Raw genomic sequence first — 13,845 nt, forward strand, 5'->3', positions numbered from 1 at the left:
TTGGTACGGAGGAGCCCGCCGGTTGACTCGACCGTTGATCGACTCGTTACGCGAGAGCCGGCGCCCGCGTCGAGAACATCGCCCGCATCGAGGTCGCGTGCCGCAGGCGAACATCGGTCCGAACGAGTGGACTCGCCGGGAGGCTTATCGCAGGAGAGGAGGACCTCCCACCGGATTCCGGATGGTGGCGTGGCGGCCCTGGAAACGGCCCCACCCCCAGCCCCGATCCGGAAGAAGCGCCCCCACATGCGACGTACCCCCACCCGACGCCTCCTGGCAGCCGCGCTGCTGGTCGCGTCCGTACTGGCCGCCCCGGTGGTGGCGACCTCCGCCACCGCCGCCGGCACCCCCACCGGTGTGGTCCACCCCCTGGGCATCGACCCGCACGACGGGCACGACCACGCCCCCTGCTCCTCCAACGGCCTAGGCCACGGCGTAACCGCCCGCCTCGACAAGGCCATCGCGGACGTCCGTAAGCAGGCCGCCATCCCCGGTGTCGCCGTCGGGCTGTGGATGCCGGGCAAGGGGTGTTACGTCCGGGCGACCGGTGTCGCCGACAAGGTCACGCGGCAGCCGATGAGCACCGACTTCTACTCGCGGATCGGCAGCGAGACCAAGACCTTCACGGTCACCGCGCTGCTCCAGCTCGTCGACGAGCGGCGGATCGGGCTCGACGACCCGATCTCGCGCTACGTCCACGGCGTACCGAACGGCCGTCACATCACCCTGCGCCACCTGGCCGAGATGCGCAGCGGGCTGTTCCCGTACAGCGCGGACGCCGACTTCGCGCACGACCTGCTGAGCGATCCGACCCGCTCGTTCACCCCGCGGGAGCTGCTCGCGTACGGCTACAAGCACCGCAACACCGCCGCGCCGGGCAAGGTGTTCGTCTACAACAACAGCAACCTGGTCCTGCTCGGCCTGGTGATCGAGAAGGTCACCGGCCACCACGTCGCCGACGTCATCAACCGGCGGGTGCTGCGCCCCGCCCACCTGGACCAGACGCTGTTCCCCGACGGCCCGAACGTCCGCGAGTTCCCCGAGCCGCACGCCCACGGCTACACCAACCAGACGCTGACCGGCGCGGTCGCCGACTCCACTGACTGGAACCCGAGTTGGGCCTGGTCGGCCGGCGCGATGATCTCGACCATGCACGACCTGCGCAGCTGGGCGAAGACCGTCGCCACCGGGGAACTGCTCAGCCCCGAGACCCAGAAGCAGCGCCTGAAGACGCTGCCGACCGGATTCCCCGGCCTCACCTACGGCCTCGGCATCTTCGAGACCGGCGGCTGGATCGGGCACAACGGTTCCATCCCGGGCTACGAGTCCGTGACCGTCTACCTCCCCGCCCTCAAGGCGACCCTGGTCGTGCTGATCAACACCGACATCACCACCGGGGGCCAGGAGCCGTCCACCCTGCTCGCCCGCGCGATCACGCAGATCGCCACCCCCGGTCACGTCTACGACGGCTCGACCCCCACGCGCTAGAGACGTCCCGCCCTGAACGACACTGAAACCCCGGGTCGACACGACCCGGGGTTTCGCATGAGCGGGCAGTGGGTGACTGTGGCAGCCGAACCAACCGAACCAACCGAACCAACCGGATCAACAGAACGGACCGACCACCACGTTCCGTTGACGCTACGACGGCGCCCCTCGCACCCGAACGCCGCAGTCCTGGTCCTGCACGGCGGCGAGGAGAAGAGTGAACGCCCCGCCCGCCCCTGGCAGTTGGCCGCGTTGCGCATGGGCCCGGTCGTACGCGCGGTGATCGCCGCGCTCCCGGGCGAGCAGGACGTCCTGGTCGCCCAGGCCCGTTACCGCCTCCGCGGCTGGAACGGCGACCGTGCCGACCCGGCCCGGGACACCCTCCGCGCGCTGGACGCCCTCGCCGAACTCGCCGGCCCCGTGCCGACCGTGCTGCTCGGCCACTCCATGGGCGGCCGGGCCGCGCTGTACGCCGCCGGTCATCCACTGGTGCGAGGCGTGGTCGCCCTCGCCCCGTGGTGGCCACCGGCCGAACCGGTCGACCAGACGGCGGGCCGCCACATCATCGCCCTGCACGGCGAACGCGACCACGTCACCTCGCCCACCGAGACGGCCGAGTGCGTACGGCGGGCTCGGGACGAGGGGGCGGCGGCGCGGGCCGGCATGGCGGTCATCGGCGGCGGCGACCACGGGATGCTGCGCCGCCACGGCCTCTGGCATCACACGACTGCTGCGCTGGTCGCCCATCTGCTCGACCCCGGGTCTGCCCCGGACCCCTTGCCTGAGGGGTGTTACGGGGTGGGGGAGTTTCCGGTGCTCTGAGCCTCGGCCTGATTTCCTATCGGTTGACCGGTCAGGGAACAGCTCCTCGGGACTCATGCCGACAGTCCCAACTGCTCGAAGTGGTCACCGGGATACCGGTAGTCGTAGTCGACGCCGCGCGCTGCGAACTCGGCAGCCCGGCGTCGTTCACGCTGTACGGGGGTGAGTCGCATGGTCTCTGCGGCTCGGAAGATCTCGCGGGCCGGATGACGCGATCGTCCACGGCGGGCCAGTGCCGGTATACGTGCAGATCGCCGGAGTACTGCGCGCCCGCATCAAGCGCGGCGACTGGCAGCCCATGCGGCCCCTGCCAGGCGAGCAGCGCCTCGCCGACGAATTCGGCGTCGCCCGCATGACCGCCCGGAAAGCCGTCCGCGTGCTCGCCGACGAGGGGACCGTGTTCGTCGTCCCCCAGCGCGGCGCGTTCGTCTCCGCCGAGCCGGCCAGCAGCGAGGGCGGGGGCGCGTAGCAGAGCGCCCCGCCCGTCCGCCACGGGGGAACGACGGACAGACGGGGCAGTGTGGGGGCGTCAGCTCGCGGCTACGCCCAGGTGAGCCGTTGACCGTCAGGGCCGACGTGCAGCCGCATCCGGTCGGCCGATGGTCGCCCGTCCGCCTGCCACTGCGTGACGCGTTCGGCGATCTGATCCCACAGGCTCGCTGGGCCGCCCTGCCGGACCATCCACCGCGCGCCGTCCCGGAAGACGACCGCCCACGATTCGGCGTCCACGTCGATCACGACGTGTTCCGTCCGGCCGTCCCGTTCCAGCGTGAGGCGCTGCGCGCGGGGCGCGGCGAACTGCGCGACGAACCGGGCCGTCCAGTCGTCGAGCACGTCCGCGCCGAATTCCGTGGGTATGGCGTCGCCCTCGCTGAGATTCGGCAGCATCCCGAACGGGGGCGGAAGGTGCGGGCGGGCCAGCATGAACGAGACCTGCCCGCCGAGAACCGGACCGCTGGCCGTGCCGTCGTCGGCGACCGTCAGCCGTACGAGTTCGGATGCGTGCATCCATCCGCCGACCGTGACCAGGACCTCACCGTCGGGTCGGGTCTGCGCGAGCCAGTCGGCCGGCACGGTGTGCACGCCGCATGTCACGATCACCCGGTCATACGGGCCGCTCTCCTTGCAGCCCGCCAGGCCGTCACCGACTACGCGAACAGGCCAGTACCCGGCGCCCGCGAGCGCCATTCCTGCGCGGGCGGACACCTCCGCGTCAACCTCGACCGTGGTCACGTTGTCCTCGCCGACGACGTGGGAGAGCAGCGCGGTTGAGTAGCCCGTGCCCGTGCCGATTTCCAGAACGCGCGTCCCTTCGGTCGCCCGCAGCTCTTCGAGCATTCGCACGACCAGACTCGGCAGGGTGGACGACGAGGAGGGGGCCGCCGCGATGCGCCCCTCGACCTGGTCGGGGAAGACGCCCCCGGCCACCTGTGTCACGAGGGTGTCGTCTTCGTAGATCCGCGTGAGACCGGCCGCAGAGTCGCCGGACGCGGGCCGGTACCAGCCGCCGTCTTCGTACTCGAACCAGCCGCGCGCGAGGAACGCCTCGCGGGGCACGGACAACACGGCCGCTTCCCATTCGGGGCTGCGTAGTGCGCCCGCCTTGGTCAGGTGCCGCGCGAGGTCGGCGCGTAGGTGTTCCGAGGGCAGGGGGTCAGTCATGATGGCTCGCTCCGTTCTCCAACAGGTCTGCGATTGCGCTTGTGATCGGCAGTCCGGCCACGTCTTCGAGCCACGCCCATTGGCCGTTGGGGTTGCACTCCAGAAACCACCATGCGCCGTCCGGGGTCACGGCGAAGTCGAAGGCGCCGAAGCTCAGCCCGAAGTCTGCGAGGAACCGCACCAGAGCGCCGCGTATCCAGTCCGGGCAGGCGACCGGCTCATAGGCGAGGCTCTGATATTCCGCTCGCCAGTCGACGACGCCGGGCGGCGCCGTTATAAGGGCGCTGAACACCTGCTCGCCGACGACGACCGCGCGCACGTCGGCCACCTTGGGCACCTGGGCTTGGAACAGGTGCGCACTGTGGCTCACCGCGCCGTCGATCTCGCCCGCCTCGACGGGCGCGGCCCAGATTCCGGCAGGCTCGCCCTCGATGTCGTACGCCCCGGCGTGCAAAGGCTTGTAGATGGTCGGCTGCTCGGCGCAGAACGCCTTGGCCTCCATCGGGTCGTTCGTGATCAGGGTGGCGGGGAGCGTGAGCCCTACCCGTGTCGCCGCGTCCAACTGCGCGGGCTTGTACTCGGCCCGCGCGATGGCCTGCGGGTGGCTCAGGTACAGACACCCCGGCAGCGCGCCCAGCACGCCGCCCAGGCCGCGCCGGTTCTCCTGCGCGGCGAACCGGGCGGACTGCTCGCCGCTGTCCGTCGGGTAGACGTTGGGGCGACGGTGGTACAGGGAGCGCACGGCGGATAAGTCGGCCGTACGCTCCCCAACCGTGAGCCGTCCGCCCCATCCGCCCGCCCCGGCACGTGCGGCGAGCACCGCCGGGGCGGGAAAGTCCCGTCCGGGATCGAACCGGAGGACGGACACCCGGCGCCGGTTCAATTCCGCGATGACCAGATCAGCGGTTGCGTCCTCATACTGCGTACAGACCAGTACCGGGCGTCCGTCCATGGCTCTACCCCCTAGTCCTGTGTCGCATCGTGGCCGGAGTCGGCGTCTACCTTGCCGTCCTTGCCGACCTGCGTGGGCGGGTAGGTGTTCACGCTCGTACCGTGCTTGCCGAGTTCAGCCGGCGTCATCGCTCCGTCCTCCCCGACCCATCGGCCGGTCTGCGTTGCCGGGTCGACGCCCGCGTACTGCCACGACGAGGGGGAACCGTTGCGCAGCGGGGCCATACGGCGCAGCCCCCACGGGGCTTGGGTGGCCGTCTGCGTACCTGCGGGGCTTGTCTGCAAGTCTCCTCCTTGATTGCTTCGAACGGTGCTTGTGGTGCAGGACCCGCCCCGGCAGGCGCTCGACCTGTCCAAGGGTTGCGGGCGGATGATCCGCCGGGGCGGGAGTCTTCGGGGGGTGACCGCTCCTCTGCCGGGGGTGTGTGGGAGAACCGGTTGACGGGTCACCCCCGGCAGGGGGCGGAGTCTTCACAGGTAGAGCTGTCGCTTGCATTCCCGGCAGTACGTCTTGCCGTCGCGCCTCTCGGTCTGCCGGTGCTCGCACGTCTTGGTCCCGGTTCCGGTCATCGCGTCGTCCCGACCGGAAGGGCCGCAGGGTGCGGGTTCCGCGTACGGCGCGGTAGCCGGTGACGGCCGCCCGAACCGTCCGCAGGCAGCGCGCGGCGGGGGCATGTGGGCGGGAACGGCGAGGGTGGCGGACTGCGCGGCGCGGTTGGTGATCCCGTCCCGCCCGTGCGCCAGGGCCCGCACCATGTGGTCAAGCTCCGCGAGGCACGGGCCACACGCGTACACGTCGCCCGTCGCGCCGGGCGTGGTCACCGAGCCGACCCACAGCACGGCCACGCCCTCACGGCGGCAGTACAGCCAACACGCCCCCGTCACCCACGGGTTCCCGTCGCCCGTCTGCGCGACTAACGGCCACGCATCGCGCCACGGGCGCTCAACAGCCGGAGCGAACATCACGCCGCACCCCCGTTCACCCGCGCGAGTTCGGCCACTTCCGCCGGGGGCCGCATGACCGCGTAGTCGCCGAAGTCCCGCCGGTATCGCCGGTGGCCGGTCTCCTGCGTGTGCTTACGCTGACACTCCTCGACCGGCCCCGGGTCACGGTGCGTGCCAGACTGCGCGCCGCACTCCGATTCGTCGCCGGACACGCAGCGCGCTTCATACTCCGGTTCTGCCGTCTGGTCCTGCTCGATGGTGAACGGGACGTAGCGGAACACGCGCCGCTTCATGCCGTCGCCCCCTGCCGGCGCGCGTCCCCGTCGGGCTGGAGAGCGGCGGCGAGCGCGCGGGCCGTCTTCACGTTGCAGCGCCCCAAGTCGATCAGCGCGAGCGGGGCAGGCCCGGCGCAGGAAGCAGCGTCAAGCCCGAGGGACGGCAGTTGCACCCCCGCCGCCTTGAGCGCGTCGCGCAGTTCATCGCGCGCCCGCTCGGCGTCTCTGACCTTCTCGCCTGCCGTCTGCCGCTTGCCTGCCGTAGTCATGCCAGCTCCGAACCTTGGCCGTTGCGTCCCCGTGGGAGCGGGAGTCTCTGGTATCTCCACCATTGCCAAGAGAACGAGTCAGGTATACGGACCGCTCGTAACCAAATACCCTCAGTGGACAAGCTCTTGAGGGGGGGTCAGTGCGATGGAGCTAGAGCCAGAAGAAGACGCAATGCCCGCTACACCTGCGGGGATGCTGGCCACACGTGCGGCACGTGCACGGGCCAAGGCAGGTCTTTCGCTGCGTGCGCTCGCTGAGAAGCTCGGGTACCCACACACGTACCTGAGCCGGGTCGAACGGGGAGAGCAACTCCCGTCCGAGGCGCTGGCGGAAGCCCTCGATGACTTCTACGAGACGGACGGGTTGTTCACCGACTTACTCGTTGTGGCCGTCGCGGCTGAGGTCCCGGTGTACGGGCGCAAGGTGCTTGAGGAGGAGAAGCGAGCCGCACGCATCCAGACGTTCAACAGCAGTGTTGTTCCTGGCCTGTTGCAGACGGAGCCCTACACGTCTGCCCTCTTCACCGAGTCCATGCCGGGCAAGGATGCCGAGAAGGTCGCGCTTCAGGTGGCCATGCGCTCACACCGCCGGGCGGTGCTGGACTCTGCCGCGCCCCCGCTGTACTGGGCCATCATGGACGAAGCGGCCCTACGTCGGCCGGTGGGCGGTCCAGCGATCATGGCCGAGCAGATCCGGCACATACTCGACGTGATCGAAAAGAACAGTGCAGTCCGGGTACAGGCGCTTCCCTTCTCCCGTGGAGTGCATCCCCTGTTGGGCGGTAGCTTGAGCTTGCTCACCCTTCGGGATGGCGTGACCTTCGCTTACGTCGAGTCGTTCGCGTCTGGCACGTCGGTGGACACCCCGGCCGATGTACTGGAGTTGACGACGCTCCTGGACATTGCCCGGTCGAAGGCCCTTGACAGCGGGGAGAGCGTGTCTCTGTTCCATAAGTACCTGAAAGAGTATGAAGATGATGACTCCTGATGAGAACGCGCCGTCTCTGGTCTGGGTGAAGAGCAGCTACAGCAACGGCCAGGGGGCCGAGTGCATTGAATGGGCACCGGAGCACGCAGCGGCCACGGGTGAGTTCCTGGTCCGTGACAGCAAGGACCCGAACGGCCCGCGTCTGGCCCTGACCCGTGAGGGGTTCGCCGGCCTCGTTGAGTTCGCCAAGCACCACGGGTGACCCGCGCCCCTACCTGCCCCGAGTGACCGGCCCTCGCCACGCGGCGGGGGCCGTTGTCGTGTCAGCACAGGGCACCATCCCGGCACCTGCCTGCGCGGATCATCGCCAGTGCCGAATGGAGGCTCAGCTCGCGCGTCTGGTCGAGTTCGCCGGACAGCCGAACACACTGCTTCAGATCGCGCCGTACGAGATCGGCGAGCGCCGCACGTTCGACCTGCCCGTGAACCTCTTGACGCTGCCGGATCGATCAGTCGTCTGTTACGCCGAGTCCCAAGCTCAGGGTCATCTGGACCGCGAGAGCATCTCCGTGATGCCCATGCTGACGGCCTACCATCAACTACAGGGGGAAGCGTTGTCCCAGACGGCGTCTGTGGCCATGATCAATCAGTTACGAAAGGGCACCCCGTGACGACCGAGACCCCCCGCTGGTTCAAGTCCTCGTACAGCAACAACGGCGGTGACTGCGTTGAGGCCGCTGCCAACCTCGTCGCCTCGCGCGGCATGGTTCCCGTCCGTGATTCCAAGAACCCGGGCGGTCCGGTACTCGGCTTCCCGGCCGACGCCTTCACCTCCTTCATAGCGGGCGTCAAGGCGGGCACGTTCGGCACCGTCTGAGTCACGCTGATCGAACAGGTACGAAAGGGCATCTCGTGACGACCGAAACCCCTCGCTGGTTCAAGTCCTCGTACAGCGACAACGGCGGCGCTTGCATCGAGGTCGCCGCCAGCCTCGTCGCCTCGCGCGGCATCGTTCCCGTCCGTGACTCCAAGAATCCGACTGGTCCCGTTCTTGGTTTCCAGGCCGGTGCCTTCACCTCCTTCATAGCGGGCGTCAAGGCGGGCACGTTCGGCACCGTCTGAGTCACGCCTCGCGGGTCTTCGCCAGCTCCGCCGCGAACTGCGCCCCGCTCAGCAGCGCGAGGTTCGACAGCCACAGCCACACCAGAAAGACGACGCTGCCCGAGAGCGAGCCGTACAGCCTGCTGTAAGCGCCGAGCGTCGTCGCGTACGTCGAGAAGCCCGCGGAGACGGTCAGCCACAACGCGGCGGCCAGCACCCCGCCAGGCAGGCTGTGCCCGCGTCGCCGGGCCCCCACCGGGCCGGTGTGGAAGACGACCACGACCAGCAGCGCCACCAGACACAGCAGCACCGGCCAGCGCAGCAGGTCCCACGCCCACGCGGCGGTCTCGTCCACGCCGGCCATCCGCCCGACCGCTTCCGCGAGCGGGCCGGTCAGCAGCAGTGTGAGTGAGCCGACCAGGAGCAGGCCGAGCAGCGCGAGCGCGGTGAGTACGATGCGCGGCGCCTTGCGCCAGGGGGAACGCCGGTCGTGGGTGCCGTGCATGCGGTGCAGGGCGCGGCGGAACACGGCGAGGTAGCTCGTGGACGACCACAGCGCGCTGACGCCGCCCGCCACCAGCAGGGGCCATGCCGTGCGGTCCGTGCGGAGTACGTGGGTGAGGGCTGCGTGCAGTTCGGTACCGGAGTCGGCGGGGGCGTAGGCCGTGACGTGGGTGACGAACTCCTCGGCCGTCTCCGGGCTGATCATGCCGAACGCGATGACCGTCGCCAGCATCGCGGGAAGCACCGCGAGGATCGCGTAGTACGTCAGCGCCGCCGCGTAGTCCGAGATGTCGTCGTTCCACAAGGACACCGGGGTGCGGCGCAGCGCCGGCCACCAGGCCGCCGGCGGCCGGACCCCGGCGATCCGGCGCACCCGGCCGACGTACGACTCAGCGGACATGGGGGGTGGGGTGTGAGATCGCGCGGGCCGTGCGCATCACTGGCCAACTCCCTTGACTGCTACGGCCGTTACGGCTATTGCGGTTGCTACGGGCTTCATGGCGGCGTCGGCTCGTCCGGCCGCCGTATGGACGGTGGTCCGGCGACGGAGACCCGGAGTGACGGCGAGCACGACCATCCAGACGCCGAGCAGAGCCGTCAGCCCGCCCGCGACGCTCGCGGCGGCCGTGGTGGTCATCGACGGCCCCGTCCGAACGCGTCCCGTACGTCCTGGACCGTACCGCCCCGCTCGTACCACCGGCCCAGCGCCCAGCCCAGGCCGCCGAGCGCGGCCACGAGCAGGAAGGCGCCGAAGCCGCCGAACCAGCCGGCGAACGCCAGGGCCATGCCCGCGATCATCCCGACGAACGGTGTGCCCATGCCCGTCCACCTCCACCTCGTCGCCCGATCCTCCACTCCTGCCCGTGCCCCTGACCGGCCGGTCTACTCCACGTGGGCCGCACCGGTGTGCGCGAGCACACCCAGTGCTTCCGGACCTGGACCTCTCTGCCTGCCGGTATTCGTCAGTCGCCAGTCGCTGTCCGTCAGCCCGCCGCGATGCCCTCGCCGCCGACCCCGCCCGGCACCTCGACCGAGCCGATCGCGGTGAGCGAGCCGTTCGCGCCGACCCGGAACTCGTCCACCAGGCCCTTGATGCCGGTCTGGACGTACAGGTACCGCCCGTCCGACGAGGCGGCCGCGTCGACCGTGCCGGCGTCGGTGGCCGTGTTGCCCAGGGAGGTCAACTCGCCCTGGGCGCCCACCCGGTAGCCGGACAGGGTGCCGCTGGCGGCGTTGGAGACGTAGAGGTGGTTGCCCGCGGTCACCGCCCAGCAGGTGGCGGTCTGGCCCGTCGGGACGGTGCCCTTGGCCGTCAGTCTGCCGTCGCGGCCGACCGTGAAGGTGCCGACGGAGTTGGTACCGGCCTCCGTCACGCGGAGCCGTCCGGCGGCGTCGAAGGCGAAACCGAACGGCACGGCGCCGGGGGTGGAGGTCACCACGGGATGCGCGGACGGTCCGCTGTGCGCGCCGACCGGGAAGACGTCGATGCTCTGCCCCGAGGCCTTGGTGGTGACGACGAGCTTCGAGCCGTCCGGGGTGAAGGAGATCTGCCCGACGGCCGAAGTCGCCTTGTCCAGACCGAGGTTGCGGTTCCAGGAGGGGACCTTGACCAGTCGGTCGCCGGTCCGCACGAAGCCCTGTACGGAACCGCCGCCGAGCGTGTTGGCGACGTACACCCGGTCGCCGTGGAACGTGACGCTGACCGGGAAACTCCCGCCGCTGGAGATCTCCTGGACCCGCCGCAGGTGCGTGCCGTGCACGGCGAAGACGGTCACGGTGTCGCTGCCCGCGTTCACGGCGTAGAGGAGGTGGTGGTGGCGGTCGTAGGCGAGCGAGCCCTGCGAGGCGAGGTGGTCGGCGACGGTGCCGGGCAGTATGCCGCCCTTGCCGCCGGTGGCGTAGACACCCTGCTGGGCGAGGGTGCCGTCGGCGGCGCGGGCGTAGGCGACGACGGTGTTCGCGGTCGTGTCGTCGCTCTGCACGAACACCGTTGAGCCGCCGCCCTGTTGGGCACGGGAGCCGGGGGTGTGGTGTGCGTCGGCGGCGACGGCGGCGGGCGCGGCGAAGAGGGCCGCCGCGGCGAGGGCGGCGCCTGTGGCGATGGTGCGGGTGATCCGGGAGGCGCGGGCCTTGGCGAGGGTCATGCGTGCGTACTCCTCTTGCGGGAAGGGGAATTGAGGCCCGGCGGGGCGCTCACGCTCGGCGCCGGACGATTCGCAACGCTAGACCGAGATCAGGGGGATGAAACGGATATAGGGCGCACTTTGGGTTGATGTCCCGGGTTCGTAAGAATCATGTCCAACTCGGCGCCGGGGGCGTCGAGTTGGACATGACCCCAGGTTCTGCTCGGGTTCTGCTCGGGTTCTGCCCAGGCTCTGGTCAGGCCTTGTCGGCGGGCCTGCCGAAGTCCGCCTCCTCGGGCAGGATCTCCATGTCTATGTCCTCGCGTCCGAGGAGCGGGCCCAGGGCCAGGCCGCGTTCCGGCGGCCAGAACTCGGGCCGCTTGCCGGGAACGGGGTCGTCCCCGCCGTCCAGCCACAGCGCCTCGCCGCCGCCGGGGGTGAAGAAGGCCACCATGTGCGCCTGTTCGTCGGTGAGGTTGCGGAACCGGTGCCGGGTGCCCCTCGGTACGAAGACGAAGTCACCGGTGTGCGCCACGAAGGTCTGGTCGCCGTTCAGGAATTCCAGCTCACCCGAGATGACGTAGAAGGATTCGTCGGCGCTCTTGTGGACGTGCGCCACCGGGCCGCCGCCCGGCGGCACCCAGCAGACGGTGAAGCCGACCGCGCCGCCGGTGGAGTCGGCCGTGGCCAGGGTCTCGTAGACGTCACCGGACATCCACTTGACGACGCCCTTCTCGGTGGGGACGTGCAGGACGCGGGGAGTGTAGTAACTCAAGTCGTTTCCCGGGGAGTTGGAAGTGGTCGGGGGTCAGTGGGCGCCGAACCGCCGGGCCTGGCGGGCGGCGGCCGCGATGCCTCCGGCGAAGGGCTCGCCGTGGCCGGGCAGCAGCAGGTCCGCGTCCAGCTCGGTCAGTTCGGTGAGGCGGTCCAGTGCGCGCAGCGCGGCCTCGCTGTCATGGGTGAAACAGCGGCTCACGATCGTGGGCCCGGTGCGGTCGCTGAAGCCGTCGGCGGTGACCAGGGCGTCGCCGGTGAAGAGCAGCCCGCGGTCGGCGAAGGCGTACGCGGCGCTGCCGGGCGTGTGGCCGGGCAGGGCGACGGCCCGCGGGGCGCCGGGAACGTCCTTCAGCACATGGTCGCCGTAGAACACCCGGGCGCCCGGCACTCCGGGAGCCGTGAAGGCCCCGTCGCGGGCCAGCCGTAGCGGAACGGCGAGAGCGGACGGCCTGCGCAGCAGATAGGGGAGCATCGAACGCTCGGGCTTGGCGTGGCGCATCCCGCTGCGTGGGCCGTCGCGCAGGATGACGTCGTCCCGCTCGTGGATCCACAGCTCGGCGCCGGCTTCCCGCAGCGGGCGGGCCAGTCCGGTGTGGTCGGCGTGGCCATGGGTCAGGAGTACGGCGCGGACGTCGCCCAGCGAGCGGTCGAGGCCGGCCAGCAGCGTGCGCAGTTGCTCCAGGTGCGCGGGGGTTCCCGCGTCGACCAGGACGAGACCGTCCGGGTCCTCGATCAGGTAGAAGTTGACGACATGGTCGCCGAGACGATGGACGCCGGGTGCGACCTGCGTGGGCGCGGGACGGGACATGCGAGCCTCCGGCAACCGGGCAGTATTCGACGTAACGGGCTGTATTCGATGCAGCAAACTGCATTCGATACAGTCGACTGTAACAGAATGGGAGAGTGCGCCGATGCCGGACGGGACGCCTCGTCGGTCCTACAACTCCGAGGGCCGCCGCGAGGCCGCGCGCCGCAACCGGGCCGCGGTCCTCGCGGCCTGCCGTGAGCTGCTCTTCCAGGACGGCTACCACGCCACGACCGTGCGGGCCGTGGCCGAGCGCGCGGGTGTCTCCCCCGAGACGGTCTACAAGTCGTTCGGCGGCAAACCGGGCCTGGTCAAGGCCCTGTGGGACATCACGCTGGCCGGGGACGACGAACCGGTTCCCATGGGGGACCGCCCCCAGATCCAGGAGATCCTGCGGACCGGCGAACTGACCACCAAGCTCCGGCTCTACGGCGCGTACGTCCGGGGAATCCATGAACGGATCACCCCGCTGTTCGCCCTGCTCACCCAGGCGGGCCCGGACGTCGGCGAGGTTCTAGAGCTCGGCGAGGAGGAGCGGCTCACCGGCGTGACCGCCTTCGTCACCCACCTCGACGAGACCGGCGCGCTGGGCCCGAAGGCCGATCCGGCCCACGTCGCGGACGCCGTCTGGGCGCTGGCGGGACCGCAGTTGTACACCCAGCTCACGGCGGGACGGGGCTGGTCCGCCGACACGTACGAGAAGTGGCTGGCGGACACCCTCACCGCCACGCTCAGGCCGTAGGCCGAGGGGTCGGGGCCGGGGCGGCCGTGTCGGTGGTGTGCTCATGCTCGGGGTCGTCCTCGGCGCCCCCGCGGCTGTCCTTGCCGAAGAAGAAGCTCAGGACGACCGTGACGGTGGAGGTGACGGCGAGCCGCAGGGCCCACGCGGCGGCGGAACCGTCCTCGATGGCGGAGGTGAAGTCGGGTCCGTGGAGCAGCGCACTGCTCAGCGGGAACGAGCCCACGCAGCTCAACCCGTAGACCCACAGCGGAGGTTCGTTGAAGGCGATGAGGACCGAGGCCGAGACGACGACGATCACACTGAGTACGACGGTGAGCGAAGTGATGTCCATGGCCGTAAGCATTCCGCCGCCCGGACGACGAGTCGTCGGCGCGACGGAGGACCGGAGCCTCTACCTGAGGGCAGAGACGCGCCCCCGACCTGAGGCCGGAGACGCACCCCCGTGACGCCGCG

Annotated in this window: 21 protein-coding genes and 1 pseudogene; 9 read left to right on the plus strand and 13 right to left on the minus strand. The window is 70.2% G+C overall.

The window, feature by feature from the left end; translation table 11 throughout:
* Positions 1 to 246: 246 nt before the first annotated feature.
* The 3 genes from SPR02S_RS02665 (at position 247) to SPR02S_RS02675 (ending at position 2,779) form a co-directional block, all read left to right on the plus strand.
* Positions 247 to 1,488: a serine hydrolase domain-containing protein gene (locus SPR02S_RS02665; RefSeq protein WP_019055388.1), complete on the plus strand. Its 1,242-nt coding sequence runs from the start codon at positions 247 to 249 to the stop codon at positions 1,486 to 1,488.
* Between the two features lie 147 nt (positions 1,489 to 1,635).
* Positions 1,636 to 2,310 carry a dienelactone hydrolase family protein gene (locus SPR02S_RS55010; protein WP_019055389.1) on the plus strand — a complete coding sequence of 225 codons (675 nt, stop codon included), beginning with the start codon at positions 1,636 to 1,638 and terminating at the stop codon, positions 2,308 to 2,310.
* 232 nt (positions 2,311 to 2,542) lie between these two features.
* On the plus strand, positions 2,543 to 2,779 hold the full coding sequence (locus SPR02S_RS02675; RefSeq protein WP_019055391.1) for a winged helix-turn-helix domain-containing protein: 237 nt from the start codon (positions 2,543 to 2,545) through the stop codon (positions 2,777 to 2,779).
* A 71-nt stretch (positions 2,780 to 2,850) separates the two neighbouring features.
* On the opposite strand, the gene tgmC is transcribed toward SPR02S_RS02675, so the two are convergent.
* The 6 genes from tgmC to SPR02S_RS02705 all read right to left on the minus strand — a co-directional run bounded on the left by tgmC (position 2,851) and on the right by SPR02S_RS02705 (position 6,412).
* On the minus strand, positions 2,851 to 3,972 hold the full coding sequence (gene tgmC, locus SPR02S_RS02680) for an ATP-grasp peptide maturase system methyltransferase (protein ID WP_019055392.1): 1,122 nt from the start codon (positions 3,970 to 3,972) through the stop codon (positions 2,851 to 2,853).
* Positions 3,965 to 4,924, minus strand: coding sequence for an ATP-grasp ribosomal peptide maturase (tgmB, locus tag SPR02S_RS02685; protein ID WP_019055393.1), 960 nt, complete (start codon positions 4,922 to 4,924; stop codon positions 3,965 to 3,967). Before tgmB ends, tgmC begins: the two co-directional genes overlap by 8 nt.
* Before the next feature lie 11 nt (positions 4,925 to 4,935).
* The gene (gene tgmA, locus SPR02S_RS55015; protein ID WP_043258024.1) at positions 4,936 to 5,208 is read right to left on the minus strand and encodes a putative ATP-grasp-modified RiPP; all 273 of its coding nucleotides are present in this window, start codon (positions 5,206 to 5,208) and stop codon (positions 4,936 to 4,938) included.
* A gap of 186 nt (positions 5,209 to 5,394) precedes the next feature.
* Positions 5,395 to 5,808, minus strand: a complete 414-nt coding sequence (locus SPR02S_RS02695; RefSeq protein WP_020684154.1) for a hypothetical protein — start codon at positions 5,806 to 5,808, stop codon at positions 5,395 to 5,397.
* 77 nt (positions 5,809 to 5,885) lie between these two features.
* The gene (locus tag SPR02S_RS02700) at positions 5,886 to 6,161 is read right to left on the minus strand and encodes a DUF7848 domain-containing protein (protein WP_043258025.1); all 276 of its coding nucleotides are present in this window, start codon (positions 6,159 to 6,161) and stop codon (positions 5,886 to 5,888) included.
* Positions 6,158 to 6,412 carry a hypothetical protein gene (locus SPR02S_RS02705; RefSeq protein ID WP_019055397.1) on the minus strand — a complete coding sequence of 85 codons (255 nt, stop codon included), beginning with the start codon at positions 6,410 to 6,412 and terminating at the stop codon, positions 6,158 to 6,160. The genes SPR02S_RS02700 and SPR02S_RS02705 overlap by 4 nt, the downstream gene beginning before the upstream one ends.
* Positions 6,413 to 6,605: 193 nt before the next feature.
* Between SPR02S_RS02705 and SPR02S_RS02710 the strand changes: the two genes are divergently transcribed.
* The 5 genes and pseudogenes from SPR02S_RS02710 (at position 6,606) to SPR02S_RS02730 (ending at position 8,462) form a co-directional block, all read left to right on the plus strand.
* Complete coding sequence (locus tag SPR02S_RS02710) at positions 6,606 to 7,400, plus strand: helix-turn-helix domain-containing protein (RefSeq protein ID WP_245607483.1); 795 nt, start codon at positions 6,606 to 6,608, stop codon at positions 7,398 to 7,400.
* On the plus strand, positions 7,390 to 7,602 hold the full coding sequence (locus SPR02S_RS02715) for a DUF397 domain-containing protein (RefSeq protein ID WP_019055399.1): 213 nt from the start codon (positions 7,390 to 7,392) through the stop codon (positions 7,600 to 7,602). Before SPR02S_RS02710 ends, SPR02S_RS02715 begins: the two co-directional genes overlap by 11 nt.
* 115 nt (positions 7,603 to 7,717) lie before the next feature.
* A pseudogene (locus SPR02S_RS02720) lies at positions 7,718 to 8,011 on the plus strand (Scr1 family TA system antitoxin-like transcriptional regulator); the annotation flags it as partial.
* Positions 8,008 to 8,217 (plus strand): DUF397 domain-containing protein, encoded by a 210-nt coding sequence (locus SPR02S_RS02725; RefSeq protein WP_019055401.1) that lies wholly within the window; start codon positions 8,008 to 8,010, stop codon positions 8,215 to 8,217. The pseudogene SPR02S_RS02720 and the gene SPR02S_RS02725, both read left to right, overlap by 4 nt.
* Positions 8,218 to 8,252: 35 nt before the next feature.
* Complete coding sequence (locus tag SPR02S_RS02730; RefSeq protein WP_019055402.1) at positions 8,253 to 8,462, plus strand: DUF397 domain-containing protein; 210 nt, start codon at positions 8,253 to 8,255, stop codon at positions 8,460 to 8,462.
* Position 8,463: 1 nt separating this feature from the next.
* Here SPR02S_RS02730 and SPR02S_RS02735 read toward each other — a convergent pair whose 3' ends face one another.
* From SPR02S_RS02735 to SPR02S_RS02755, 6 genes are all read right to left on the minus strand, one after another.
* On the minus strand, positions 8,464 to 9,345 hold the full coding sequence (locus tag SPR02S_RS02735) for a YihY/virulence factor BrkB family protein (RefSeq protein ID WP_019055403.1): 882 nt from the start codon (positions 9,343 to 9,345) through the stop codon (positions 8,464 to 8,466).
* A gap of 36 nt (positions 9,346 to 9,381) precedes the next feature.
* Positions 9,382 to 9,582: a hypothetical protein gene (locus SPR02S_RS62810; protein ID WP_158697767.1), complete on the minus strand. Its 201-nt coding sequence runs from the start codon at positions 9,580 to 9,582 to the stop codon at positions 9,382 to 9,384.
* On the minus strand, positions 9,579 to 9,764 hold the full coding sequence (locus SPR02S_RS02740; RefSeq protein WP_019055404.1) for a hypothetical protein: 186 nt from the start codon (positions 9,762 to 9,764) through the stop codon (positions 9,579 to 9,581). The genes SPR02S_RS62810 and SPR02S_RS02740 overlap by 4 nt, the downstream gene beginning before the upstream one ends.
* 164 nt (positions 9,765 to 9,928) lie before the next feature.
* The gene (locus SPR02S_RS02745; protein ID WP_019055405.1) at positions 9,929 to 11,089 is read right to left on the minus strand and encodes a lactonase family protein; all 1,161 of its coding nucleotides are present in this window, start codon (positions 11,087 to 11,089) and stop codon (positions 9,929 to 9,931) included.
* Positions 11,090 to 11,324: 235 nt separating this feature from the next.
* Positions 11,325 to 11,843, minus strand: coding sequence for a cupin domain-containing protein (locus SPR02S_RS02750; protein WP_019055406.1), 519 nt, complete (start codon positions 11,841 to 11,843; stop codon positions 11,325 to 11,327).
* Positions 11,844 to 11,876: 33 nt separating this feature from the next.
* Entirely contained in the window at positions 11,877 to 12,653 is a 777-nt protein-coding gene (locus SPR02S_RS02755) for an MBL fold metallo-hydrolase (protein WP_019055407.1), read from the minus strand.
* Between the two features lie 103 nt (positions 12,654 to 12,756).
* On the opposite strand from SPR02S_RS02755, the gene SPR02S_RS02760 reads away from it, so the two are divergent.
* Positions 12,757 to 13,392: a TetR/AcrR family transcriptional regulator gene (locus tag SPR02S_RS02760; protein ID WP_019055408.1), complete on the plus strand. Its 636-nt coding sequence runs from the start codon at positions 12,757 to 12,759 to the stop codon at positions 13,390 to 13,392.
* On the opposite strand, the gene SPR02S_RS02765 is transcribed toward SPR02S_RS02760, so the two are convergent.
* A complete protein-coding gene (locus SPR02S_RS02765; RefSeq protein ID WP_019055409.1) occupies positions 13,382 to 13,723 on the minus strand; it encodes a hypothetical protein in 342 nt (113 codons plus the stop codon). The genes SPR02S_RS02760 and SPR02S_RS02765 overlap by 11 nt on opposite strands.
* Positions 13,724 to 13,845: the final 122 nt, after the last annotated feature.

The sequence above is a fragment of the Streptomyces prunicolor NBRC 13075 genome (assembly GCF_000367365.1).
Classification (GTDB): domain Bacteria; phylum Actinomycetota; class Actinomycetes; order Streptomycetales; family Streptomycetaceae; genus Streptomyces; species Streptomyces prunicolor.

What these genes read in the sequence shown, in the direction of transcription:
- SPR02S_RS02705 (WP_019055397.1), bottom strand. Translation starts at nt 6,412, where the DNA reads ATGACTACGGCAGGCAAGCGGCAGACGGCAGGCGAGAAGGTCAGAGAC.
- SPR02S_RS62810 (WP_158697767.1), bottom strand. Translation starts at nt 9,582, where the DNA reads ATGACCACCACGGCCGCCGCGAGCGTCGCGGGCGGGCTGACGGCTCTG.
- SPR02S_RS02735 (WP_019055403.1), bottom strand. Translation starts at nt 9,345, where the DNA reads ATGTCCGCTGAGTCGTACGTCGGCCGGGTGCGCCGGATCGCCGGGGTC.
- SPR02S_RS02740 (WP_019055404.1), bottom strand. Translation starts at nt 9,764, where the DNA reads ATGGGCACACCGTTCGTCGGGATGATCGCGGGCATGGCCCTGGCGTTC.
- SPR02S_RS02710 (WP_245607483.1), top strand. Translation starts at nt 6,606, where the DNA reads ATGCTGGCCACACGTGCGGCACGTGCACGGGCCAAGGCAGGTCTTTCG.
- SPR02S_RS02760 (WP_019055408.1), top strand. Translation starts at nt 12,757, where the DNA reads ATGCCGGACGGGACGCCTCGTCGGTCCTACAACTCCGAGGGCCGCCGC.
- SPR02S_RS02755 (WP_019055407.1), bottom strand. Translation starts at nt 12,653, where the DNA reads ATGTCCCGTCCCGCGCCCACGCAGGTCGCACCCGGCGTCCATCGTCTC.
- SPR02S_RS02665 (WP_019055388.1), top strand. Translation starts at nt 247, where the DNA reads ATGCGACGTACCCCCACCCGACGCCTCCTGGCAGCCGCGCTGCTGGTC.
- SPR02S_RS02715 (WP_019055399.1), top strand. Translation starts at nt 7,390, where the DNA reads ATGACTCCTGATGAGAACGCGCCGTCTCTGGTCTGGGTGAAGAGCAGC.
- SPR02S_RS02745 (WP_019055405.1), bottom strand. Translation starts at nt 11,089, where the DNA reads ATGACCCTCGCCAAGGCCCGCGCCTCCCGGATCACCCGCACCATCGCC.
- tgmB (WP_019055393.1), bottom strand. Translation starts at nt 4,924, where the DNA reads ATGGACGGACGCCCGGTACTGGTCTGTACGCAGTATGAGGACGCAACC.
- tgmC (WP_019055392.1), bottom strand. Translation starts at nt 3,972, where the DNA reads ATGACTGACCCCCTGCCCTCGGAACACCTACGCGCCGACCTCGCGCGG.
- SPR02S_RS02765 (WP_019055409.1), bottom strand. Translation starts at nt 13,723, where the DNA reads ATGGACATCACTTCGCTCACCGTCGTACTCAGTGTGATCGTCGTCGTC.
- SPR02S_RS02700 (WP_043258025.1), bottom strand. Translation starts at nt 6,161, where the DNA reads ATGAAGCGGCGCGTGTTCCGCTACGTCCCGTTCACCATCGAGCAGGAC.